The following is a 22,885-nucleotide window of genomic DNA, read 5'->3' on the forward strand; positions in this document are numbered from 1 at the left end:
AGGAGTCGGTACGTAAGGGGGTCCCCCCGGCCGGAAAAGCTGCCGGGGGGACCCTCCTGACGATCAGTAGGAGCGCGCCACGATCGCGAGCGTACCGGGGGCGTCGTCGGCCTGCGGGACCGAGCCGTCCTCGGCGACGAGGCACCGCACGGACACGGCCTGCTCGCCGAGCTTGGCCTCGCCCTCCGGGCCGAGCACGTCCCACGGGATGCGCGCCCAGCCGCCGGCGACGGCGGCCTCGGCGGCCTCCTCGATGGTGGCCACGTCGGTGGTACGGGACTCACGGCGCTCGCGGGACTCGCGCAGCAGCTGCGCCTGGTCCTCGTCCAGCACCTTGGGCAGCAGGTCGACCAGCGAGTCGATGGAGACCGACTCCTTGCCGCCCGGGATGCGGCGGGCCAGCATCGCGGTGCCGTTCTCCAGGTCGCGCGGGCCGACCTCGATGCGCACCGGCACGCCCTTGAGCTCCCAGTCCACGGCGCGGCGGCCGAAGGGGGTGTCGACGCGGTCATCGACGAAGACGCGGATGCCGGCGGCCTTGAGGCGGTCGCCCAGCTCGCGGACCTTGGCCACGGCCTCGTCGCCCTTGATCGCCATGACGACGACCTGGACGTGCGCCAGCCGCGGCGGCACGCGCAGGCCGTTGTCGTCGCCGTGGGACATGATCAGGCCGCCGACCATGCGGGTCGAGACGCCCCACGAGGTCTGCCAGACCAGCTCCTGCTTGCTGTCCTTGGACAGGTAGGAGGTGTTGAAGGCCTTGGCGAAGTTCTGGCCCAGCTCGTGGCTGGTGCCCATCTGGAGGGCCTTGCCGTCGCCCATCATGCCCTCGAGGGTGAGGGTGTTGATGGCGCCCGCGAAGCGCTCCTTCGGGGTCTTGCGGCCGAGCACCACGTCGATGCCCAGCACGTTGGTCATGAAGTCGCCGTACACCTCGCGGTGGATGTGCGCGGCGTACTCGCGGGCGTCCTCGTAGGTGGCGTGGGCGGTGTGGCCCTCCTGCCAGAGGAACTCGCTCGTACGGAGGAACACGCGGGGGCGCATCTCCCAGCGGACCACGTTGGCCCACTGGTTGATCAGCAGGGGCAGGTCGCGGTAGCTCTGCACCCACTTGGAGAAGTAGTCGTTGATGATCGTCTCGGAGGTGGGCCGGACGACGACCGGCTCCTCCAGCTCCTTGCCGCCGCCGTGCGTGACGACCGCGAGCTCGGGGGCGAAGCCCTCGACGTGCTCGGCTTCCCTCGTCAGGTACGACTGGGGGATGAACAGCGGGAAGTAGGCGTTCTGCGCGCCCGCCTCCTTGATGCGCGCGTCCATCTCCTGCTGCATCCGCTCCCACAGGCCGTAGCCGTACGGCCGGATGACCATGGTGCCGCGCACCGGGCCGTTGTCGGCCAGCTCGGCCTTGTTGATCAGGTCCTGGTACCAGCGGGGGAAGTCCTCCGCCTGCGGGGTGAGAACGGGTGCCTTTGCCATGGCGCGAATGGTACGGCGCCGGGGAGGCTGAGCGTGAATCGGGTCCATCCGTCCTATGGACGGGATGGCCGAGGAGCAGTTCCCTTGTCAACGGGGGCAGAGCGGGGGCACGGGAGGACGGGAGCGCTTTCCTATGACACCGACGCTGGTCGCCCGTGACTGGGCGGAGATCCAGGAACGGATGCTGGTGCCGCTGTACGAGGCGGTGTACGACCGGCTCGAAGTGGGCCCGGGCACACGGCTGCTCGGCCTCGACTGCGGCGCCGGACTCGCCCTGCTGCTGGCCGCGGGCCGGGGCGCACGGGTCCGCGGCGCCGAGCCGGATCCGGGGCGGCGCGCGCTGGCCCGGGAGCGGGCGCTGGCCGCCGACGCTTCGCCGCGGGCCGCGGACCGCCCGTACGACGTGGTGACGGCCTTCGCGCCGGACGGCAGCCCGGACCTGGCGGGCGCGCTGCCGCTGCTCCGCCGGGGCGGCGCGGTGGTGCTGGCCGGGTGGGGCCCGCCGGAGCGGTGCGCCACGGCGGCCGTGCTGGGCGAGGCCTGGCGGCCCGTACCGCGGGACGCGCTGGAGAACACCGCGCACCGGTTCGGGCTGGTGCCGGACGGGTCGGGGCGGGTGTTCTGCCCGTTCGGGTACGCCGACACCGAGAGCGCCGTACGGGGGCTGCTGTCGGCGGGGCTGTACGGGCCCGCCGACCCCGCGGACGCGGACCAGGCGGAGAAGGAGCTGACCGAGGCACTGCACCCGTACGTGCACGCGGACGGCACGGTCTGGCTGCCGAACCTGTTCCGCTACCTGATCGCCCGGGTGCCGTAGGCCGGGTTCAGTCGGAGGGCTTGGCCAGGCGCGGGATGCCGGCGGCCGCGTAGGCGGCCTCCTCGTCCAGGCTCTCCTTCTCCATCAGGGCGTCGGCCAGGGCGTCGAGCTTGTCCCGGTGCTCGCGCAGCAGCCGGCAGGCGCTCTCGTAGCACTCGTCGACGATCCGCCGCATCTCGCTGTCGACCACGTCGAGCGTGGCGGGCGCGGCGGAGAGACCGTACGCCCCCTGGGCGTCGGACGGGATGGCGGTCAGGCGGCCGACCCGCTCGCTCATGCCCCAGCGGCCGACCATTCCGCGGGCGATGTTGGTGACCTGTTCGAGGTCGTTCTCGGCTCCGGTGGTGACGACGCCGTAGACGACGTGCTCGGCCGCCATGCCGCCGAGCGCCCCGATGATCCTGCCGCGCAGGTACTCCTCGGTGTACGCATAACGGTCCGCCTCGGGCGTCGAGAGGGTGACGCCGAGTGCGCGGCCGCGCGGCACGATGGTGATCTTGCGTACGGGATCCGCACCGGGCTGGAGCATGCCCAGCAGCGCGTGCCCGCTCTCGTGGTAGGCCGTGCGGCGGCGCTCCTCGGCGGGCATCACCAGCGGCCGGACGGCGCCGAGCTGCACCTTCTCCAGTGCCTCCGAGAGGTCCGCCTGGGTGACGGCGGGCTGCTTGCGCTTGACGGCCAGCAGAGCGGCCTCGTTGGCGAGGTTGGCCAGTTCCGCACCCGTCATCCCGGGCGTCGTGCGCGCCACCTGGGCGAGGTCGACCCCGGAGTCGAGGGGGATCTCGCGGGTGTGGATCTTCAGGATGGACTCGCGGCCACCGCGGTCGGGCGGGGAGACCATGACCGTGCGGTCGAAGCGGCCCGGTCGGGTGAGGGCGGGGTCGAGCACGTCGGCGCGGTTGGTCGCGGCGATCACGACCACGCCCTCGGAGCCGCTGAACCCGTCCATTTCGGTCAGGATCTGGTTGAGGGTCTGCTCGCGCTCGTCGTGGCCGCCCACGCCCGCGCCGCCGCCGCGGGCCCGGCCGATGGTGTCGATCTCGTCGATGAAGATGATCGCGGGGGCCGCCTTGCGGGCCTCGGTGAAGAGCTCGCGGACCCTCCTGGCGCCGACGCCGACGATCATCTCGATGAACTCGGAGGCGGAGGCGGAGAAGAAGGGCACCCCCGCCTCGCCCGCCACCGCCCGGGCCAGCAGGGTCTTGCCGGTGCCGGGTGCGCCGGCGAGCAGCACGCCGCCGGGCATCCGGGCGCCCATCCGCCGGTAGGCGTCGGGGGTCTTGAGGAAGTCCACGACCTCGCTGAGCTCGCCCTCGACCTCGTCGATGCCGGCCACGTCGTCGAAGGTGGTGCGCTTGCCCTCCTCGACCTCGACCGGCTTGGGCGGCGCCTTCCCGCCGAGACCGCCCAGGCCGCCTCCCATGGCGGCGCCCATCCGGCGGGCGACCAGCACCCACAGGCCGATCAGCAGGAGCATCGGGGCGAGTGAGATGAGCAGGTTGGCGAGGAAGCTGCGGTGCTCGACGACGGGCGAGGCGGTGACGGTGACGCCCTTGGAGGTCAGGGCGGACCAGAGGTTGTCGTCGGCGAAGGCGGGGCGCTGGGTGACGAACTTGGTGTAGTCGCCGTCGCCGCCCGGGATGGGCTGCTTGTTCTTCAGCTGGCCCTCGATGGCGTCGCCCTTGGAGTAGATCTTCGAGACGTTGCCGTCGTTCACCTGCTTGCTGAACTCGGTGTACGAGACGGTCGGCTCGTCACCCCCGTCGAAGAACGACAGGACCAGGTTGGTGAGCAGGTAGACCACCAGGGCGGTGAGGATCAGCCCGCGCCAGCCGCCGGGCATCCGCCGCTTCGGCGGCGGGGTCGGCGGCGCGCCCTCGGAGCGCCAGGGGGTGTCGGCCCGGTCACGCGGCGGCACGGGGGTCGGGCTGGGCAATCGGGCCTCCTCCTGTGGCGTGAAGTCCGACATTACGGGAGGTATCAGGACCCCGCCGGGGGCCATTGGCCCGTACGGGGGTACGGGAAAGGCCCCCGCGCGGGGCGCGGGGGCCTTCTCGTACGGCGGGACGTCAGCCCATGAACTTCTTGAACTCGTCGGGGAGTTCGAAGTCCTGGCCGGGCTGGCCGGCGGGCAGCCCGAAGGCGCCGCCGGGCGCGCCCTGGGCGCCCTGCTCGCGGCGGGCCTGGGCCGCGGCCTCGTCCGCCTTGCGCTTCATCGGGTTGCCGCTCTTGCGCTTGCCCTTGGCCTGCTTGACCTGCTTCTTCTGACGGCCGGGGCCGCCGCCCATGCCCGGGATGCCGGGCATGCCGGGCATCCCGCCGCCCTGGGCCATGCGGGACATCATCTTGCGGGCCTCGAAGAACCGCTCGACGAGGTTCTTGACGGCGCTGACCTCGACGCCGGAGCCCTTGGCGATACGGGCGCGGCGGGAGCCGTTGATGATCGTCGGGTCCTGGCGCTCGGCCGGGGTCATCGACTTGATGATCGCGGCGGTGCGGTCCACGTCGCGCTCGTCGATGTTGTTGATCTGGTCCTTGATCTGCCCCATGCCCGGGAGCATGCCGAGCAGCTTCGAGATGGAGCCCATCTTGCGGACCTGCTCCATCTGGGCCAGGAAGTCGTCGAGCGTGAACTCCTTGGGGCCCTTGGCGAGCTTGGCCGCCATCTTCTCGGCCTCGGCCTGCGAGAAGGTCTGCTCGGCCTTCTCGATGAGGCTGAGCACGTCGCCCATGCCGAGGATGCGGGAGGCCATGCGGTCCGGGTGGAACGCGTCGAAGTCGTCCAGCTTCTCGCCGTTGGAGGCGAACATGATCTGGCGGCCGGTGACGTGCGCGATGGAGAGGGCCGCACCGCCGCGGGCGTCGCCGTCGAGCTTGGAGAGGACCACGCCGTCGAAGCCGACGCCGTCGCGGAAGGCCTCGGCGGTGTTGACCGCGTCCTGACCGATCATGGCGTCGACGACGAAGAGGACCTCGTCGGGGCTGACGGCGTCGCGGATGTCCGCGGCCTGCTGCATCAGCTCCTGGTCGATGCCGAGGCGGCCGGCGGTGTCGACGATGACGATGTCGTACTGCTTGGTGCGGGCGTACTCGATCGAGTCCTTGGCGACCTGGACCGGGTCGCCGACGCCGTTGCCGGGCTGGGGGGCGTACACCGCGACGCCGGCGCGCTCGGCGACGACCGAGAGCTGGTTGACGGCGTTGGGGCGCTGGAGGTCACAGGCGACGAGCAGCGGCGCGTGGCCCTGCCCCTTGAGCCAGAGGCCGAGCTTTCCGGCGAGGGTGGTCTTGCCGGCACCCTGGAGACCGGCCAGCATGATGACGGTCGGAGCGGTCTTGGCGAACCGCAGGCGGCGGGTCTCGCCGCCGAGGATGCCGATGAGCTCCTCGTTGACGATCTTGATGACCTGCTGGCTGGGGTTCAGCGCCTTGGAGACCTCGGCCCCGCGGGCCCGCTCCTTGACGTTCGAGATGAACGCCCGGACGACGGGCAGCGCCACATCGGCCTCGAGGAGGGCGATACGGATTTCCCGGGCCGCGCTGTCGATGTCCTGCTCGGAGAGGCGGCCCTTGCCCCGGAGGGACTTGAAGGTCGCGGAGAGGCGGTCGGAAAGCGTATCGAACACGGTGGTCGCGATTCCTCGGGTCGGCGGATGGGTGGTCGCCCCCCAGGGTATCTGCCGCCGCCGCTTCCCCGAGCCCTGCGGTGCCGGTTCCCCACCCCGCCCTTCCGCCGTTCCCTGGGGCTCCGCCCCAGTCCCCGCGCCTCAAACGCCGGCGAGGCTGGATCTTTCAGCCCGTCCGGCGTTTGAGGACCGGGTCCGGGGCGGAGCCCCGGTGAGCGGGAGTGGGGGTCCCCCGGACGAAGTCTGGGGGAGGGCGGGTAGGGGACTCGCCCCGCAGGGTCAGGACAGGGCGGCCTGCACGCGGGCGGCGAGGGCGGTGGCTTCGGGGGGCGGGAGCGGGAGGCCTTCCGCACCCGTGAGGTACAGGGTGTCCACGGCGTTCGCACCCAGCGTCGACACGTGCGCGCTCCGCACCCGCACCCCGGCGGACTCCAGCGCCCGCCCGATCCGGTGCAGCAGCCCCACCGCGTCCGGGGCCCGCACCTCCAGCACGGTGGCCGCGGCCGAGACGCCCGGCACCGCCACCACCCGGGGCGGCGGCGGGGTCACCCCGCGGCGCCGCGGATAGGCGGCCTCCCGCTCGGCCAGCTTCCCGGGCACGTCCAGCGTCCCGTCGAGCGCCCGCACCAGATCGGCCCTGAGCCGGGCGGCCTGCGGCAGCGAGCCGTACTCCGCGGCCACCCGCCACCGCAGGGCGAGCACCTCCCCGCCCAGCTCTCCCGGCAGTTCCACCGAGCGCAGGTCCGCCGCCCGCACCGTCAGCCGGTGCAGGGCCAGCACCCCCGCGACCGCGGGCAGCACTCCCGGCTGGTCCGGCACGGCGATGAGCAGCTCGACGCCCACCTCGTCCGGTGCCTCGGTGCGCGCCCGCAGGGCGAGCACCGGCTCCCCCGTGCGGACGGCCTCGACCGCCAGCCGCTCCTGCTCGGCGCTCGGCGCCCCGGTGTCCGGCACCGCCACGGGCTCGCCCGAGAGCACCGCGCCGACCCGTTTCACCAGGTCGGCAACGAGGGCTCCGCGCCAGGCGCTCCAGGCGGCCGGGCCGGTGGCGAGCGCGTCGGCCTCGGTGAGGGCGTGCAGCAGCTCCAGGGTGCCGGTGGCGCCCACGGCCTCGGCGACGGTCCGCACGGTGACGGGGTCGTCGAGGTCGCGCCGGGTGGCGGTGTCGATGAGGAGCAGGTGGTGCCGGACGAGGGTGGCCAGGACCTGCGCGTCCTCCTTGTCGAAGCCGATGCGTGCGGCGACGTCGCGGGCGATGGTCTCGCCGGCGACGGAGTGGTCGCCGGGCCAGCCCTTGCCGATGTCGTGCAGCAGCGCGGCGACCAGCAGCAGGTCGGGGCGGCCGACGCGGCGGGTGAGGGCGGCGGCGCGCACGGCGGTCTCGACGAGGTGGCGGTCGACGGTCCAGGTGTGGACGGGGTTGCGCTGCGGGCGGCAGCGGACGCGTTCCCAGTCGGGCAGCAGCCGGGTGATCAGGCCCTCGGCCTCCAGGGCCTCCCAGACGGCCACGGTGGGTTCGCCGGCGCCGAGCAGGGTGACCAGCTGTTCGCGCGCCTCGGCGGGCCAGGGCACGGGGAGCGGCTTGGTCTGGGCGGCGAGGCGGCGTACGGCGTGCGGGGAGACGGGCAGCCCGGCCTGGGCGGCGGCGGCCGCGAACCTCAGGGGGAGTCCGGGGTCGCGTTCGGGGCGGGCGGCCAGGGCCAGCACGACCTCGCCGTCCTGTTCGACGACGCCCTCGGCGAGCGGGGCACGCTCGGCGGCGTTCCCCCGGCCGCCGAGCAGTCCGCGCAGCCGGGGCCGGGCCGAGCGGGCCCGCAGGACGCGGCCGACCTCGCGCCAGGTGACGTCGCCGGCGTACGACACGACGCGGGCGGCCTCGTAGACCTGCCGCAGGAGCGCGTCGGCGTCCAGCAGGCCGAGGGAGGCGGCCACCTGGTCCTGTTCCTGGAGGGCGAGCCGGTCGGTGGCGCGTCCGGTGGCCAGGTGCAGGGCGTCCCGGGCGTCGAGGAGGGCGCGCCGGGCGTCGGCGAGGCCCTCGCGGGGGGCGTCGGCGAGCCAGGAGGCGGCGACGGCCCGCAGGGCGGTGAGGTCGCGGAGGCCGCCGCGGGCCTCCTTGAGGTCGGGTTCCAGCAGGAAGCGGAGCTCTCCGGCGCGTTCGGCGCGCTCGCGGCCCAGCTCGGCGAGTTCGGGGAGCCGCCGGGGGGCCTGGTTGCGCCAGTCGGCGAGGACGGCGGTGCGCAGGCCGGCGACCAGGCCGAGGTCGCCGGCGACGGGCCGGGCGTCGAGGAGGCCGAGGTGGACCTTGAGGTCCTCGGCGGCGGTCTTGCGGGCCTGTGCGGGGGTGCGGACGGAGTGGTCGAGGGCCAGTCCGAGGTCCCAGACGGGGTACCAGACGCGGTCGGCCAGGGCGGCGATGGCGCCCGGGTCGGCCTTGCCGTCGTGGAGGAGCAGCAGGTCGAGGTCGCTGCGGGGGGAGAGTTCGGCGCGGCCGTAGCCGCCGACGGCGACCAGGGCGGCGGACCGTACGCCGGTTTCGCGTGCGGCCGCCGTGAAGAGGGCGGCCAGCCAGTCGTCGGTGAGGGACGCCAGGGCGGAACGGCGCGGCGGCCCGGACCGCGACTCCTCCTGGAGGAGTCGCAGCCGGGCCGCCGCGTAACCGCTGGGTCCCGAGTCGGCCTGTTCGGTTTTCTCTTCGACGCTCGTCACCCAAGGGCTCCGTTTCCTAGAGCGCGTCTGCGCCGCGCTCGCCGGTGCGTACGCGGACGACGGAGTCGACCGGGACGCTCCAGACCTTGCCGTCACCGATCTTGCCGGTCCGGGCGGCCTTGACGACGATCTCCATGACGTCGGCCGCGTCGTCGTCGGAGACGACGACCTCGATGCGGATCTTGGGTACGAGGTCGACGGTGTACTCGGCACCGCGGTAGACCTCGGTGTGGCCGCGCTGGCGGCCGTACCCGCTGGCCTCGGTGACCGTGAGTCCCTGGACCCCGAAGGTCTGGAGGGCCTCCTTGATCTCGTCCAGCTTGTGGGGCTTCACGATCGCGGTGATGAGCTTCATGCGTCCACCTTCTTGGCGTCCTGGGCGGGGGCGGCGACGGCGGTGGCGGTGCGGCCGGCCGCACCCCCGCCGGCTCCGCTGAAGTCGTACGCGGTCTCGGCGTGCTCGACCTGGTCGATGCCGGAGACCTCGTCGTCCTCGGAGACGCGCATCCCGATCGTCTTGTCGAGCAGGAAGGCGAGCAGCGCGGACGCGACCAGAGAGTAGGCGAGGACCGCGAAGACGCCGATGGCCTGCTTGCCGAGCTGCTCGAAGCCGCCGCCGTAGAAGAGGCCCTTGGCCTTGGACTGGACGCCGCCGGTGGCGAAGAGGCCGACGAGGAGGGAGCCGACGACGCCGCCGACGAGGTGGACGCCGATGACGTCGAGGGAGTCGTCGTAGCCGAGCTTGTACTTCAGGCCCACGGCCATGGCGCAGAGGAGGCCGGCGATCGCGCCGATGGCGATGGCGCCGAGCGGGGAGCAGGAGCCGCCGGAGGGGGTGATGGCGACGAGGCCGGCGACGGCGCCGGAGGCGGCGCCGAGGGTGGTGAAGGAGCCGTGGCGCAGCTTCTCGTAGCCGAGCCAGGCGAGCATGGCGGCGGCGGTGGCGACCTGCGTGTTGACGAACATCACGGCGCCGACGCCGTCGTCGTTGCCGAGCCAGGAGCCGGCGTTGAAGCCGAACCAGCCGAACCACAGCAGGCCGGCGCCGAGCATGACCAGCGGGAGGCTGTGGGGGCGCATCGGGTCCTTCTTGAAGCCGACGCGCTTGCCGATGACGAGGATCACGCCGAGCGCCGCGGCGCCGGCGTTGATGTGGACCGCGGTGCCGCCGGCGAAGTCGATGACGCCCATTTCGAAGAGCCAGCCGCCGGTGCCCCAGACCCAGTGGGCGACGGGGAAGTAGACGACGGTGACCCAGAGGGCGGTGAAGAGCACCCAGGCGGAGAACTTGACGCGGTCCGCGAGGGCGCCGCTGATCAGTGCGGGGGTGATGATCGCGAACATCAGCTGGAAGACGGCGAAGACGTAGACGGGGACGGTGTAGCCGTCCCACAGCTCCGTCAGGCCGATGTTGCCGAGGCCGACGTAGTCGGAGTTCCAGCCGATGAGCGAGCCGGAGTCGGTCCCGAAGGCGAGGCTGAAGCCGTAGAGCACCCAGAGGATCGTGACGATCCCGAGGCTGATGAAGCTCATCATCAGCATGTTGAGGCTGCTCTTCACGCGGACCATGCCGCCGTAGAAGAAGGCGAGCCCGGGGGTCATGAGCATGACCAGGGCGGAGCAGATGAGCATGAACCCGGTGTTGGCTGCAGACAGCTCGGGGGCGTCTGCGGCAAGGGTCGTGATGGCTGGGGCCATCGGCGTCTCCTCGTCGTCGGTACGTCGCGTGCGGGCGATCGTGGGAACCTGACGGCGCAAGGGGGCTGGCCGTCCCGGCTGGCTGGCCGGTTATGGCCCAGAGATTCGCGCAGGCCGGTTTCCGGCGTTGCCGCTCGATGTTTCGCGGCGGTGACGAAGGAGTCGGACGTGTTACGCCCCCATGAACGGGCTCGGGCCCGGCGGGGCCGGGTCCGGACACGGGCCGGCCGCGGCAGCACCCGGTGACCTGGCAATGGGGGAGCCGAGTCGGGCTAACGGGGTGACTGCCGCGGCCGGGGCTTTGCGGGCCCGGGGCGGGCCGCTAGACGGCCTCCGCCGTCTCGGGCAGCTGGGCGGCCAGGTGCTCGGTGAGGGAGACGATCTCGGCGACGTCCCCGTATGCGCGGACGGCCGTGTCCACGGTCTTCCGGAGCCGGGTGTTCACCCGCTCGGACCGTATCTTTCTGGCCACCACCAGGCCGCGCTCGGCCATGGCGGCGGCCTGCTCGGGCTGCCGCTGGAGGAGGTGGACGGTGGCCATGCCGATGAGGTTGAGGGCGTACGAGCGCTGGTGCTCGTCGTCCTTCTGGAAGAGCTCGACGGCCCGCTCCATCACCGGCTCGGCCATGGACGCGTACATGGGGCTGCGCCCGGCGACGTAGGCGAGGTCGCGGTAGGAGTGGGAGTTCTCGCCGTTGAGCTCGGCCTCGGAGAAGAAGCGGATCCAGTCCGGCTCGGGCTCGCCGCCCATGCCCACGTCGGCGAAGGTGTCCTCGGCCATCCGGACGGCGCGCTTGCAGCGGCTGGGCTGGCCCATGTTCGCGTACGCGCGGGCCTCCATCGCATACAGCATGGCCTGGGTGCGGGGCGTGGCGCAGTCGCGGCTGCCGTACTGGGCGAGGTGGATGAGCTCCAGGGCGTCCTCGGGGCGGCCGAGGTGGATCATCTGCCGGCTCATGTTGGAGAGGATGTACGAGCCCAGGGGCTTGTCACCGGCCTCCTTGGCGGCGTGCAGGCCCAGCACGAAGTACTTCTGGGCGGTCGGCTGGAGGCCGATGTCGTAGCTCATCCACCCGGCGAGTTCGGCCAGTTCCGCGGCGACCTTGAAGAGCCGCTTCATCGTGGCGGCGGGGTGGGGTTCCTGGAGGAGGTCGGTGACCTCGTGGAGCTGCCCGACCACGGCCTTGCGGCGCAGGCCGCCGCCGCACTGGGCGTCCCACTGGCGGAACATCACGGTGGTGGCTTCGAGGAGGTCCAGCTCGGGCTCGGAGAGGCGGGGCGGGCGACGGCCCGCCGGCCCGCTCTCGCGCGGTCCCGGGTCGGCGGCCGGGACGGGCACGAGCCAGCGCTGCATCGGCTCGATGAGGGCGGGGCCGGCGGAGAGTGCGAGCGAGGTGCCGAGGAAGCCCCGGCGGGCGAGCATGAGGTCGCTGCGCGAGAACTCGCTGAGGAGGGCGACGGTCTGGGGGCCCGCCCAGGGGAGGTCGACCCCGGAGACGGACGGCGACTGGTGGGCGGTGCGCAGGCCGAGGTCCTCGATGGCGACCACGGCGCCGAAGCGCTCGGAGAACAGCTCGGAGAGGATCCGCGGGATGGGCTCGCGGGGCTGCTCACCGTCGAGCCAGCGACGCACGCGGGAGGTGTCCGTGCTGATGTGGTGGGCACCCAACTGGCGTGCCCGGCGGTTGACCTGACGGGCCAGCTCGCCCTTGGACCAGCCACTGCGCACGAACCACGAGCTCAGCTGTTCGTTCGGGCGCTTCTCGGCTTGAGTTCCGCTTGCGCCGTTGCCGCTCACTGGAACGCCCCCATCCGCTCAGCCTCTTCGCATCCACCCCGGCCGCGGCCGGCCGGCGGCCGCCTTGCCTCCGGCATACCCATGGATGTGTGCGCCGTCGGGGTGTGTGCACCGAAAGTAATCCTACGATCACCCCTACGGCGAGGTCGATTCCAGAAACGCCACCATTCGCCACCCCTTCGAATGAACTCGCCACCCACGAAGCGCGATTCACTGGACACGGCACGCGTTAAGTGGCAGCGGCCGGGCGGAGGGATGTGCGGCGGGGCGCGCACTGCGAGGAGTGCGCCGGGCAGCGCCGCGGCGTCCCGTCCGCACGGCCTCGTAACCACCGGCGAGTTGGACCCGTTGGAGGGGGCATGGGCTTCACGATCGGCAGCAGCCGGGGCACCAAGGAGTTCCGGTCCGGGTCCCGGCGCCGGGGCCGGATGTCGGAGTGCACAGCGGTGGCGGAGTACACCGGACTGTGGGGCTGGGACGTGGTCCCCGGGACGCGCGCCTCGGCCGCCGGGGAGTGCTCCTGCGGGGACGCGCAGTGCGCCGCGCCCGGGGCGCATCCGCTGACCTTCGGGGCCGAGGTGCCCGCCGGGGCGACCCTGGACGAGGTGACCGAGGCGTGGGGCGCGTTCCCGGGCGCCGCGGTGCTGCTCCCGGTGGGCCGCTCCTTCGACGTCATCGAGGTCGCCGAGGAGGCCGGGCGGCGGGCGCTGGTCCGGCTGGAGCGGATGGGGCTGCCGCTGGGCCCGGTGGCGGTGACCCCGGCCGGCCGGGCGCAGTTCTTCGTGGCGCCGGGCGCGGCGGCGGAGCTGCCGGGGCTGCTGTACCGGATGGGCTGGGACGACGCGGACCTGGACCTGCGCGCGCTGGGCCCGGGTACGTTCGTCACCGCGCCTCCCTCGGACCGCTCCGGGCTCGGCGCGGTGGGCTGGCTGCGGCCGCCGACCCTGGACACGGCGGGCCGGCCGCCGCAGGCGCGGCTGCTGCTGGGCACCCTGGCGTACATCTGCCACCGCCTGCACCGCTTCTGACCGGCCCCCTCCGCGGACGAGGACGCCCCCCCGCACCGGGCGGTGCGGGGGGGCGTCCTCGCGTACGGGGTCGTGCCGGCCGGCACGGAGCGGCGTGCGGGCGGTCAGTCGCCGATCAGGGCGTCGACGAACGCGCCGGGCTCGAAGGGGGCCAGGTCGTCCGCGCCCTCGCCGAGGCCGACGAGCTTGACGGGGACGCCCAGCTCGCGCTGGACGGCGATGACGATGCCGCCCTTGGCGGTGCCGTCGAGCTTGGTGAGCACGATGCCGGTGATGTCCACGACCTCCGCGAACACGCGGGCCTGGACCAGGCCGTTCTGGCCGGTGGTGGCGTCGAGGACGAGCAGGATCTCGTCCAGCGGGCCGTGCTTCTCGACGACGCGCTTGACCTTGCCGAGCTCGTCCATCAGGCCGGTCTTGGTGTGCAGCCGGCCCGCGGTGTCGATGAGCACCACGTCGGCGCCCTCGGCGATGCCCTCCTTGACCGCGTCGAACGCGATGGAGGCCGGGTCGCCGCCCTCGGGGCCGCGGACGGTACGGGCGCCCACGCGCTCGCCCCAGGTCTGGAGCTGGTCCGCCGCGGCGGCACGGAAGGTGTCGGCCGCGCCCAGCACCACGCTGCGGCCGTCGGCGACGAGGACGCGGGCGAGCTTGCCGGTGGTGGTGGTCTTGCCGGTGCCGTTGACGCCGACGACCATCACGACGCCGGGGGTGTCGAGGCCGCTCTCGGTCTTGACCCGGCGGTCCATGTCGGGGCCGATGATGGCCACGAGCTCCTCGCGCAGCAGCGCGCGCAGGTCCTCGGGGGTGCGGGTGCCGAGCACCTTGACCCGCTCGCGGAGCCGGTCGACCAGCTCCTGGGTGGGGGCGACACCGACGTCCGCGACGAGCAGGGTCTCCTCGATCTCCTCCCAGGTGTCCTCGTCGAGGTGCTCGCGGGAGAGCAGCGTGAGCAGGCCCTTCCCGAGCGAGTTCTGCGAGCGCGAGAGGCGGGCGCGCAGCCGGACCAGGCGGCCGGCGGTGGGCTCGGGCACCTCGATCTCGGGGGCGGCCGGAGCCTCCGGCTCCGCGGCCGGCTCCTCGACGGCGACCGGGTTGCGCGCCTCCGCCTCGGGGAGCACGACCTCCTCGATCGTGCGGCGCGGCTCCTCCGCCGTCTGCGCGGCGTCCTCCCCCACCTGCGGTTCCGCGGGCGGGGCAGTGATGGTCGGCGTGCTCGTCGGCGCCGTGGGCGGCAGCTGCTTCTTCTTGCGGCCGCTGACCACGAGCCCGGTGATCGCGCCGACCGCGACCAGGGCGATGACTACAGCGAGAATCAGGATTTCCATAACCCGACCAGTATCGGCCACGGCCGCCGCGGGGCGGGGACCTCGTCGCCTGGCACAAGGGCTTAAGCCTCTGTTTGGGCTTTTCGGTGTGAATCTACGATGATGGACGACTTCCCCCGTCTGTACGGATTCCCCCGTTTCCCTGCCCCACGGAGCGTCGATGCCTGCCGAGTCCGCCGAGCCCGACGGCGCGATAGAGACCCGCGGCCTGGAGCCGGTCCCGGACCACGAGCGCGGCGGCCGCGTCCGTGAACTGGTGCCGACCTGGGTCGCGGCCAACATCAGCGTGCTGCTGCTGACCATGGGCGCCGGCCTGGTGATCTTCAACGGGCTGAACCTGTGGCAGGTGCTGGTCGTCGCCGTCGTCGCGCCGGTCGTCTCGTACGGGTTGGTCGGCCTGATCTCCATCGCGGGCAAGCGGGGCGGCGCGCCGGGCATGGCACTCTCCCGCGCGGTCTTCGGGCAGCGCGGCAACCTCTTCCCCGGCGCGCTGATCTGGATCGCCCGGTGGGGCTGGGAGACCATCAACGCGGTCAGCGGCGCGTACGCCGTCCTGACCGTGCTGGACCTGCTGTTCGGGGTGCAGAGCAACACCGTCCTGATCGTGGTCACGCTGCTGCTGTTCGTCGGCTGCACCTTCCTGGTCTCGGGTCTGGGCATCAACGCCCTGCGGGTGTGCAGCAAGTGGTCGACGTACCTCTTCGGCGGCTTCAGCGTGGCCGTCCTCGGCTACCTGGTCGCCGACACCGACTGGTCCGCGGTCTTCGCCAAGCCGGCCGGGTCGACGGCCATGATGGTCGCGGGCATCGGCACGATCGCCGCGGGCGGCCTCAGCTGGGTGCCGTCCGGCCCGGACTTCACGCGCTACCTGCCGCGCACCGCGTCCTCCCGCGGCATGGTCGGCGCGACGATCGGCGGCGCCGCGCTCGTCGTGGTCCCGATGGTGCTCATGGGTGCGGTGATGGCGGTGGGCACGCCCGACCTGGCCACCGCGCAGGACCCGGTCTCCTTCATCGGCGAGCTGCTGCCCACCTGGATCGCCGTCCCGTACCTGCTGGTCGCCCTGGTCGGGATGCTGCTGATCAACTCGATGTCCATGTACTCGGCCGGCTTCACCGCGCAGACCCTGGGCATCAGGGTGCCGCGCGCCTGGGCGGTGAGCGTGAACGCCGCGATCAGCCTGCTCTTCGGCTTCCTGCTGATGGTCGTCGCCACGAGCTTCTTCGGCTCCTTCATCTCCTTCCTGACCCTGCTCGCCGTCGCCTTCTCCGCCTGGATCGGCGTGTTCGGCGTGGACCTGTGGCGCGGCCGTACGTACGACGCGCACGCCCTGCTCGACACCGGCCGCTCCAGCGCGTACTGGTACCGGGGCGGCTTCGCCTGGCAGGCGATGACGGCCTGGGGCGCGGCCCTGCTGGTGGGGCTGCTGTTCACGAAGGTCGACTGGTTCGCCGGGCCGCTCGCCGGCACCTGGATCGGCGAGAACGGCCTGGGCTGGGTGGCGGGCATCGTCACCTCCGGCCTGCTGTACGCCGTACTGCCGCGCACCGCCGGGCCGGCCCGCACGGAGCGGCCCGCGGGGGCGCGGCCGGAAGCGGAGCGCGAGCCCGCCGGATCCCTGTCCAACTGACGCGACGTCAGCTAACGTCCCCCTTCGCCCGGCCCCTCCCGGCCGGTCCAGCATCCGGCGAAGGGGGACTCTCCATGCCCATCACCGTGGCCCGGTTCAATCTCGTCGAACCGGAGGGGACCCCGGAGTCCCTCTCGGCCCGCTACAAGGCCGCGCTGGAGATGGCGGCGTACGCGGACGACCGCGGCATCGACACCGTCCAGACCGAGGAGCACCACGGCACGGACAACAACTGGCTGCCCTCCCCCTTCGCCTTCGCCGGGGCCGTGTTCGGCGCCACCCGCCGGATCGCGGTCACCGTCTCGGCGATCATCGGTCCGCTGTACGACCCGCTGCGCGTCGCCGAGGACGTGGCGGTGCTCGACCTGCTGAGCGGGGGACGCCTGGTGACCGTGGCCGGCATCGGGTACCGCCCGGAGGAGTACGAGCAGCACGGGGTGGAGTGGGGCAGGCGCGGCAGGCTCCAGGACGACCTGCTGGAGACCCTGCTGAAGGCGTGGACCGGCGAGCCCTTCGAGTACCGCGGCCGGACGGTGCGGGTCACCCCCGTTCCCTTCACGCAGCCGCACCCGCTGCTGCTGGTCGGCGGCAGCTCCCGCGCGGCGGCCCGGCGGGCGGCGCGGCTCGGGCTGCCGTTCTTCCCGAGCGCGCACCTGCCGGAGCTGGAGGCGTACTACCAGGCCCAGCTGGCGGAGCACGGCACCGAGGGCTTCTGCATGATGCCGGCCGCGGAGACCCCGCTGCTGCACGTGGCGGAGGACCCGGACCGGACGTGGGCCGAGTACGGCCGGCACTTCCTGCACGAGGCCGGCATGTACGCGTCCTGGCAGTCCAAGGACATCCGCTCGGCGGTACGGTCCACCGCCAGGACGGTCGAGGAGCTGCGCGCGGAGGGCGTGTACCGGATCCTCACGCCGGACGAGGCGGTCGCGTACGCCCGCGGCGCGGGCGAGGCGGGGAACCTGGTGCTGCACCCGCTGTGCGGGGGAATGCCGGTGGACGAGGGCTGGCGGAGCCTGCAGCTGCTCTGCGAGCAGGTGCTGCCCCGCCTCAAGGGCTGACCCCCGGGGCCCGGCGGAGCGCCGGCGGACGGACACCGCCCCGCCCCGAGGAGGGGCCGGGGCGGTGCCGCCGTTCGAGGAGCGGGCAGGGCGGGGTTGATCAGCCCATCTCCTCCAGCGCCTTGCCCTTGGTCTCCGGCACGAACTTGATGACGAAGGGGATCGAGAGCACGGCGAAGCAGGTGTAGATCACGTACGCGCCCGACAGGTTCCAGTCGGACAGGGTCGGGAAAGTGACCGTGATGGCCCAGTTGGCGACCCACTGGGCGGCGGCGGCCACGCCCAGCGCGGCGGCCCGGATGCGGTTGGGGAACATCTCGCCGAGCAGGACCCACACCACCACGCCCCAGGAGAGGGCGAAGAAGAGGACGAAGAAGTGCGCGGCGACGAGGGCGACGATGCCCTGGTCGTGCGGCATGGAGATCTCCCCGTTGATCTCCTCCTTGTACGAGAAGGCCCATGCGCACGCCGCGAGGGAGAGGGCCATGCCCACCGAGCCGATCAGGGCCAGCGGCTTGCGGCCGATCCGGTCCACGAAGATCATCGCGATCACGGTGCCGATGATGTTGATGATCGACGTGGTGAAGGAGTAGAGGAACGAGCTGGTCGGGTCGATGCCGACGGACTGCCACAGCGAGGAGCTGTAGTAGAAGATCACGTTGATGCCGACGAGCTGCTGGAAGACGGACAGGCCGATGCCGATCCAGACGATCGGCAGCAGGCCGAAGCGGCCTCCGCGCAGGTCCTTGAAGGTGGACTTGACCTCGGAGCTCATCGCCTGGTGGATCTCCCGGACGCGGGCGTCCAGGTCCACGTGGGAGCCCTCCACCTCGGCGAGCACCTTCTTGGCGGCGTCTTCGCGGCCGACGGAGATCAGGAAGCGCGGGGACTCGGGGATCACGAAGGAGAGCAGGCCGTAGATCACGGCCGGGACGACCATCACGCCCAGCATCCACTGCCAGGCCTCCAGGCCGCCGATCTCGCCGCGCTGGTCGCCGTCGGCGAGGTTGAGGATGCCCCAGTTGACCAGCTGGGAGATGGCGATGCCGGTGACGATGGCGGCCTGCTGGAACGAGGCGAGCCGGCCGCGGTAGGCGGGGGGCGAGACCTCGGCGATGTACGCGGGGCCGATCACCGAGGCCATGCCGATGCCGAAGCCGCCGATGACGCGCCACATCGCCAGGTCCCACAGGGCGAAGGGCAGGGCCGAGCCGATGGCGCTGGCGGTGAAGAGCACGGCGGCGATCTGCATGACCCGGATGCGGCCGATCCGGTCGGCGATCCGGCCGGCGGTGGCGGCACCGAAGGCGCAGCCGATCAGCGCCGCGGCGATGACCTGGGCCAGGGCCTCCGAGCCGATGTCGAAGCGCTCCCGGATGGCCTCGACGGCACCGTTGATCACGGAGCTGTCGTAGCCGAAGAGGAAACCGCCCATCGCCGCGGCCGCGGTGATGAAGATGACGTGGCCGAGGTGATCGGGCTGGGAGGCGTTGCCGCCGCCCGGCGAGGGCGCCTTCGCTGTGCTGGTCAAGGTGTGCTCCGTGGGGTTTCGTCCGTCCTCCTAGTTGCGCACAGGTCAAGATCGCGCGCACCTGAAGACGAGAGGCAGCGCACCAGAGCTTATGTGTTCACTTTTTGAAGTCAATAGCGGGTAAGAGGTTCACTTCAACGGGAGACATCCGTTGATGACTTCAAGATGTGAAGCAAGTCGCCCTATCGGAGGCGCTGGCTGATCACCTTGGACACACCGTCGCCCTGCATCGAGACGCCGTAGAGGGCGTCCGCGACCTCCATCGTGCGCTTCTGGTGCGTGATCACGATCAGCTGGGAGCTCTCCTGGAGCTCCTGCATGATCCGGATCAGCCGCTGGAGGTTGGTGTCGTCCAGGGCGGCCTCGACCTCGTCCATCACGTAGAAGGGACTGGGCCGGGCCTTGAAGATCGACACCAGCATGGCCACGGCCGTCAGCGACCGCTCGCCGCCCGAGAGCAGCGACAGCCGCTTCACCTTCTTGCCCGGCGGACGCGCCTCGACGTCGACACCCGTGGTGAGCATGTTGTCCGGGTCGGTCAGCACGAGCCGCCCCTCGCCGCCCGGGAAGAGCCGGGAGAACACCCCTTCGAACTCGCGGGCGGTGTCCCGGTAGGCCTCGGTGAAGACCTGCTCGACGCGCTCGTCGACCTCCTTCACCACCTGGAGCAGGTCGGCACGGGTCTTCCGCAGGTCGTCCAGCTGCTCGCTCAGGAACTTGTGCCGGTCCTCCAGGGCGGCGAACTCCTCCAGGGCCAGCGGGTTGACCTTGCCCAGCTGCTGGTACGCGCGCTCGGCGGCCTTCAGCCGCTTCTCCTGCTGCGCACGGACGAAGGGGCCCGGCCGGTTGCGCGGGTGGTCGGGGTCCTCGGGCAGCTCCTCGCCCTCGGCGGGCAGCGAGGGCGGCACGGGCTGGTCGGGCCCGTACTCGGCGACCAGGCCGGCCGGCTCGACGCCCAGCTCCTCCAGGGCCCTGGCCTCCAGGGCCTCGATGCGCAGCCGCTTCTCGGCGCCCAGCACCTCCCCTCGGTGGACGGAGTCGGTGAGCTTGTCCAGCTCGCCCTTGAGGTCCCGGCCGTGGTTGCGCTCGTGCGCCAGCTGCTGCTCGCGGACGCCCTTGGCCTGCTCGGCGGCCTCGCGCTCGGACCGGGCCCGGCCGAGCGACACCTCGATGTGAGCCAGCAGCTGCCGCGCACCGTCGCCGACCGCGGAGGCCACCGCCGCCTCGTGGCGCAGCCTGGCCCGCCTCCGCTCGGCCCTGGCGCGGGCCTCGCGCTCGGCCCTGGCCCCGCGGTCGAGGGCATCGGCCCGGCCGGCCAGCCCCTTGACGCGCTCCTCGTGGGTGCGCAGCTGGAGGCGGGCCTCCATCTCGGTCTGCCGGGCGTTGGCGCCGTCGGCCGCGAGGCGGTCGCGCACCGCGTTGTCCGGCTCCTCCTCCGCGGGCATCTCCTCGGCCGTCACCAGCCGGGCGGCCAGCTCCTCGGCCTCTTCGAGGGCCCGCTCCAGGGCGTCCTGGGCCTTGGCCGCCGCGGTGGCGGCGCGCTCGGCCTCGCCGGCGGCGCCCCGGGCCTGGCCGGCCAGCCGGCCCAGCTGCTGCGCGACGCCGGACTTCTCCTTCTCCGCGGCGCGCCGGCGCTCGCCCAGCTCCTCCACCCGGGCCGCGCACCCGGCCCGCCGCGCGCCGGCCGCCTTCTGGCCCTCCGTCAGCTCTCCGCAACGGCCGTCGAGCTCGACGAGCCGGGCCGCCGCCTCGTCGACGGAGGCCTGCACCTCCAGCAGGCTGGGCGCGCCGGCGGCGCCGCCGTACGCGAGGTGCGTGCCGAGCACGTCGCCGTCGGCCGTGACGGCGACCAGGTCGCCGCGCCCGCGCACCAGTTCGGCGGCCGCGTCGAGCGTGTCCACCACCACGAAGTCGCGCACCACCCGGCGCACGGCCGCCATCACCCCGGCGGGCCCGCTCACCAGGTCGGCCACGAGTACGGTGCGCACGCCGGCGACCACCTGAGCGGCCCGGCCCGGCGCCTCGGCGGGGACCGCGGGACGGTCCGGCTCCGGGTCCCCGGCCCGCTCCCCGCCGTCCCGCCCCTCGGCGGCACCCGCCGGCGGGGCCGTCGCGTCGGCTCCCGCGGCTCCTGGGCCGCCGTGCCACTCCCCCGCCGGCGCCGGGACGCGGCCCGCGGCGGAACCGGGTGCGGCGGCCGGGTCAGGGCACCCGGCCCCGGTTGCCGCCACGTCACCGGGCGCGGCCGCGGGGTGCGGGATGCCCGCGCCGGTTCCGGCCGTACCGCCCGGGACCCCTGTCACCAGCAGCGTCGCCCGGCCCGCGTCCGCGGTGCGCAGGTGCCGCAGGGCGGCCACGGCGGCCTCGGTGTCGGCCACGGCCAGCGCGTCGGCCGCCGCCCCGAGCGCCGCCGCGACCGGGACCTCGTACCCCGGGGTGACCGACAGCAGCTCCGCCGCCGGGCCCAGCAGTCCGGCGAGCCGGTCCCGCGCCGCCAGCAGGGCGCCCGTACCGTCCTTGCGGCGCAGGCCCAGGGCGAGGGCGTCGTGCCGGGCGCGCACCGCCGCCCGCTCCCGCTCCGCCGCGGTCAGGGCGTCCCGGGTGGCCGCGAGGGCGGCCTCGGCCCCGGCCAGCTCGGCCCGCGCGGCCTCGTGCTCCGCGGCCAGCGCCTCGTCGCCGGTGTCCAGCGCCTCGACCTCGGCCCGCAGTTCCTCGTACTCCTCCTGGGCCCGCACGGCCCGTTCGGCCGCCGCGTCCCGGGCCTCGGCCAGCCGGTCGATCTCGGCCTGCGCGGCGGCGGCCCGCGAACGCGCCGCACCCACCTGGCCGCTCAGCCGGGCGAGCCCCTCGCGGCGGTCCGCGATGGCCCGTGCCACGTCCTTCAGGCGCCGTTCCTCCAGCGCCAGCGAACGCTCCAGCTCGGCCCGGTGCGCGACCGTGTCCTCCAGGGCCCGCTCGGCCGCCTCCAGGGCGGCCGACAGCTCCGCCTCCTGCTCGCGGATCCGGGCCGCCTCGCGCTCCATGTCCTCGGGGTCGCGGCCGCGGCGCTCCTCCTCGGCCGGCGCCGTGGCGCTCTTGACCCGTGCGTCGGCCAGGGAGACGGTGCCTCGCACGCGTTCGGCGAGCTGGGACAGCTCGTACCAGGTCTGCTGGGCGCGCTGGAGACGCGGCGTCAGTTCGCGCACCGCCTCCTCCAGCTCGGACTCACGGCGCAGGGCGGCGGCGAGTTCGGCCTCGGCGGCCTCCTTGCGCTCCTTGAGGGCAGCCTCGTCGGCGAGTTCGGCGGCCAGGGCGGCCCGCAGGGTGACCAGGTCGTCGGCCAGCAGGCGCAGCCGGGCGTCGCGCAGGTCGGCCTGGATCACGGCGGCGCGGCGCGCCACGGCGGCCTGCCGGCCCAGGGGCTTGAGCTGGCGGCGGAGTTCCTCGGTCAGGTCCTGGACGCGGGCGAGGTTGGCCTGCATCGCGTCGAGCTTCCGCAGCGCCTTCTCCTTGCGCTTGCGGTGCTTGAGGACGCCGGCCGCCTCCTCGATGAAGGCGCGGCGGCCCATGGGGTCGGCGTGGAGCACGGAGTCCAGCTGGCCCTGGCCGACGATGACGTGCATCTCCCGGCCGATGCCGGAGTCGGAGAGGAGTTCCTGGATGTCGAGCAGCCGGCAGGTGTCGCCGTTGATCTGGTACTCGCTGCTGCCCCCGCGGAACATGATCCGCGTGATGGTGACTTCGGCGTATTCGATGGGCAGCGCGCCGTCGGAGTTGTCGATGGTGAGGGAGACCTCGGCGCGGCCGAGCGGCGGGCGGCCCGTGGTGCCGGCGAAGATGACGTCCTCCATCTTCCCGCCGCGCAGGGACTTGGCTCCCTGTTCACCCATGACCCAGGAAAGCGCGTCCACCACATTCGACTTGCCGGAGCCGTTGGGTCCCACGACACAGGTGATGCCGGGCTCGAAGCGGAGCGTGGTCGCGGAGGCGAAGGATTTGAATCCGCGGAGAGTCAGGGCCTTGAGGTGCACGCCGCCGGACTCTACCTTTCACTTCCGGTTTCACATATGAAGGTGCAGGGCACATCAGACGTTAAAGAATCTCCCCGTCCTCCTCCGGGCGGTGCGCCGTCCCCGTCCGGGCAAAAGAAAGAAGGGACGCCGAAGCGTCCCTTGCAGATCACGCGGGAGTAGTGACAGCGAACGAG

At 72.9% G+C, this 22,885-nt stretch carries 14 protein-coding genes; 4 read left to right on the plus strand and 10 right to left on the minus strand.

What is annotated here, in order from left to right; translation table 11 throughout:
* Positions 1–63: 63 nt before the first annotated feature.
* Positions 64–1,476, minus strand: a complete 1,413-nt coding sequence (gene proS, locus ACIF6F_RS28730; protein WP_399952893.1) for a proline--tRNA ligase — start codon at positions 1,474–1,476, stop codon at positions 64–66.
* Between the two features lie 133 nt (positions 1,477–1,609).
* Between proS and ACIF6F_RS28735 the strand changes: the two genes are divergently transcribed.
* Positions 1,610–2,293 carry a methyltransferase type 11 gene (locus ACIF6F_RS28735; protein ID WP_399952896.1) on the plus strand — a complete coding sequence of 228 codons (684 nt, stop codon included), beginning with the start codon at positions 1,610–1,612 and terminating at the stop codon, positions 2,291–2,293.
* A gap of 7 nt (positions 2,294–2,300) precedes the next feature.
* Here the strand turns inward: ACIF6F_RS28735 and ftsH are convergent, their stop codons facing one another.
* The 6 genes from ftsH to ACIF6F_RS28765 form a co-directional block, all read right to left on the minus strand.
* Complete coding sequence (gene ftsH / locus ACIF6F_RS28740) at positions 2,301–4,262, minus strand: ATP-dependent zinc metalloprotease FtsH (protein WP_399952899.1); 1,962 nt, start codon at positions 4,260–4,262, stop codon at positions 2,301–2,303.
* 100 nt (positions 4,263–4,362) lie between these two features.
* Complete coding sequence (ffh, locus tag ACIF6F_RS28745) at positions 4,363–5,919, minus strand: signal recognition particle protein (protein ID WP_399952903.1); 1,557 nt, start codon at positions 5,917–5,919, stop codon at positions 4,363–4,365.
* Between the two features lie 279 nt (positions 5,920–6,198).
* Positions 6,199–8,625 (minus strand): [protein-PII] uridylyltransferase, encoded by a 2,427-nt coding sequence (locus ACIF6F_RS28750; RefSeq protein ID WP_399952906.1) that lies wholly within the window; start codon positions 8,623–8,625, stop codon positions 6,199–6,201.
* A 16-nt stretch (positions 8,626–8,641) separates the two neighbouring features.
* Positions 8,642–8,980 carry a P-II family nitrogen regulator gene (locus tag ACIF6F_RS28755; RefSeq protein ID WP_399952909.1) on the minus strand — a complete coding sequence of 113 codons (339 nt, stop codon included), beginning with the start codon at positions 8,978–8,980 and terminating at the stop codon, positions 8,642–8,644.
* Positions 8,977–10,323: an ammonium transporter gene (locus ACIF6F_RS28760; RefSeq protein WP_399952912.1), complete on the minus strand. Its 1,347-nt coding sequence runs from the start codon at positions 10,321–10,323 to the stop codon at positions 8,977–8,979. The genes ACIF6F_RS28755 and ACIF6F_RS28760 overlap by 4 nt, the downstream gene beginning before the upstream one ends.
* 322 nt (positions 10,324–10,645) lie before the next feature.
* A complete protein-coding gene (locus ACIF6F_RS28765; RefSeq protein WP_399952915.1) occupies positions 10,646–12,121 on the minus strand; it encodes a hypothetical protein in 1,476 nt (491 codons plus the stop codon).
* A gap of 359 nt (positions 12,122–12,480) precedes the next feature.
* Between ACIF6F_RS28765 and ACIF6F_RS28770 the strand changes: the two genes are divergently transcribed.
* Positions 12,481–13,149 carry a bifunctional DNA primase/polymerase gene (locus ACIF6F_RS28770; protein WP_399952918.1) on the plus strand — a complete coding sequence of 223 codons (669 nt, stop codon included), beginning with the start codon at positions 12,481–12,483 and terminating at the stop codon, positions 13,147–13,149.
* Positions 13,150–13,253: 104 nt separating this feature from the next.
* On the opposite strand, the gene ftsY is transcribed toward ACIF6F_RS28770, so the two are convergent.
* A complete protein-coding gene (gene ftsY / locus ACIF6F_RS28775) occupies positions 13,254–14,477 on the minus strand; it encodes a signal recognition particle-docking protein FtsY (protein ID WP_399952921.1) in 1,224 nt (407 codons plus the stop codon).
* 160 nt (positions 14,478–14,637) lie between these two features.
* Between ftsY and ACIF6F_RS28780 the strand changes: the two genes are divergently transcribed.
* Both ACIF6F_RS28780 and ACIF6F_RS28785 read left to right on the plus strand, forming a co-directional pair.
* Positions 14,638–16,107 (plus strand): cytosine permease, encoded by a 1,470-nt coding sequence (locus ACIF6F_RS28780; RefSeq protein ID WP_399952924.1) that lies wholly within the window; start codon positions 14,638–14,640, stop codon positions 16,105–16,107.
* 74 nt (positions 16,108–16,181) lie between these two features.
* Complete coding sequence (locus tag ACIF6F_RS28785; protein ID WP_399952927.1) at positions 16,182–17,168, plus strand: LLM class flavin-dependent oxidoreductase; 987 nt, start codon at positions 16,182–16,184, stop codon at positions 17,166–17,168.
* 100 nt (positions 17,169–17,268) lie between these two features.
* Here ACIF6F_RS28785 and ACIF6F_RS28790 read toward each other — a convergent pair whose 3' ends face one another.
* Positions 17,269–18,699, minus strand: a complete 1,431-nt coding sequence (locus tag ACIF6F_RS28790; RefSeq protein ID WP_399952931.1) for a sugar porter family MFS transporter — start codon at positions 18,697–18,699, stop codon at positions 17,269–17,271.
* 182 nt (positions 18,700–18,881) lie between these two features.
* Positions 18,882–22,709 carry an AAA family ATPase gene (locus ACIF6F_RS28795; RefSeq protein ID WP_399952934.1) on the minus strand — a complete coding sequence of 1,276 codons (3,828 nt, stop codon included), beginning with the start codon at positions 22,707–22,709 and terminating at the stop codon, positions 18,882–18,884.
* Between the last annotated feature and the right edge of the window lie 176 nt (positions 22,710–22,885).

This window comes from Streptomyces sp. NPDC086023 (assembly GCF_044540325.1).
Classification (GTDB): domain Bacteria; phylum Actinomycetota; class Actinomycetes; order Streptomycetales; family Streptomycetaceae; genus Streptomyces.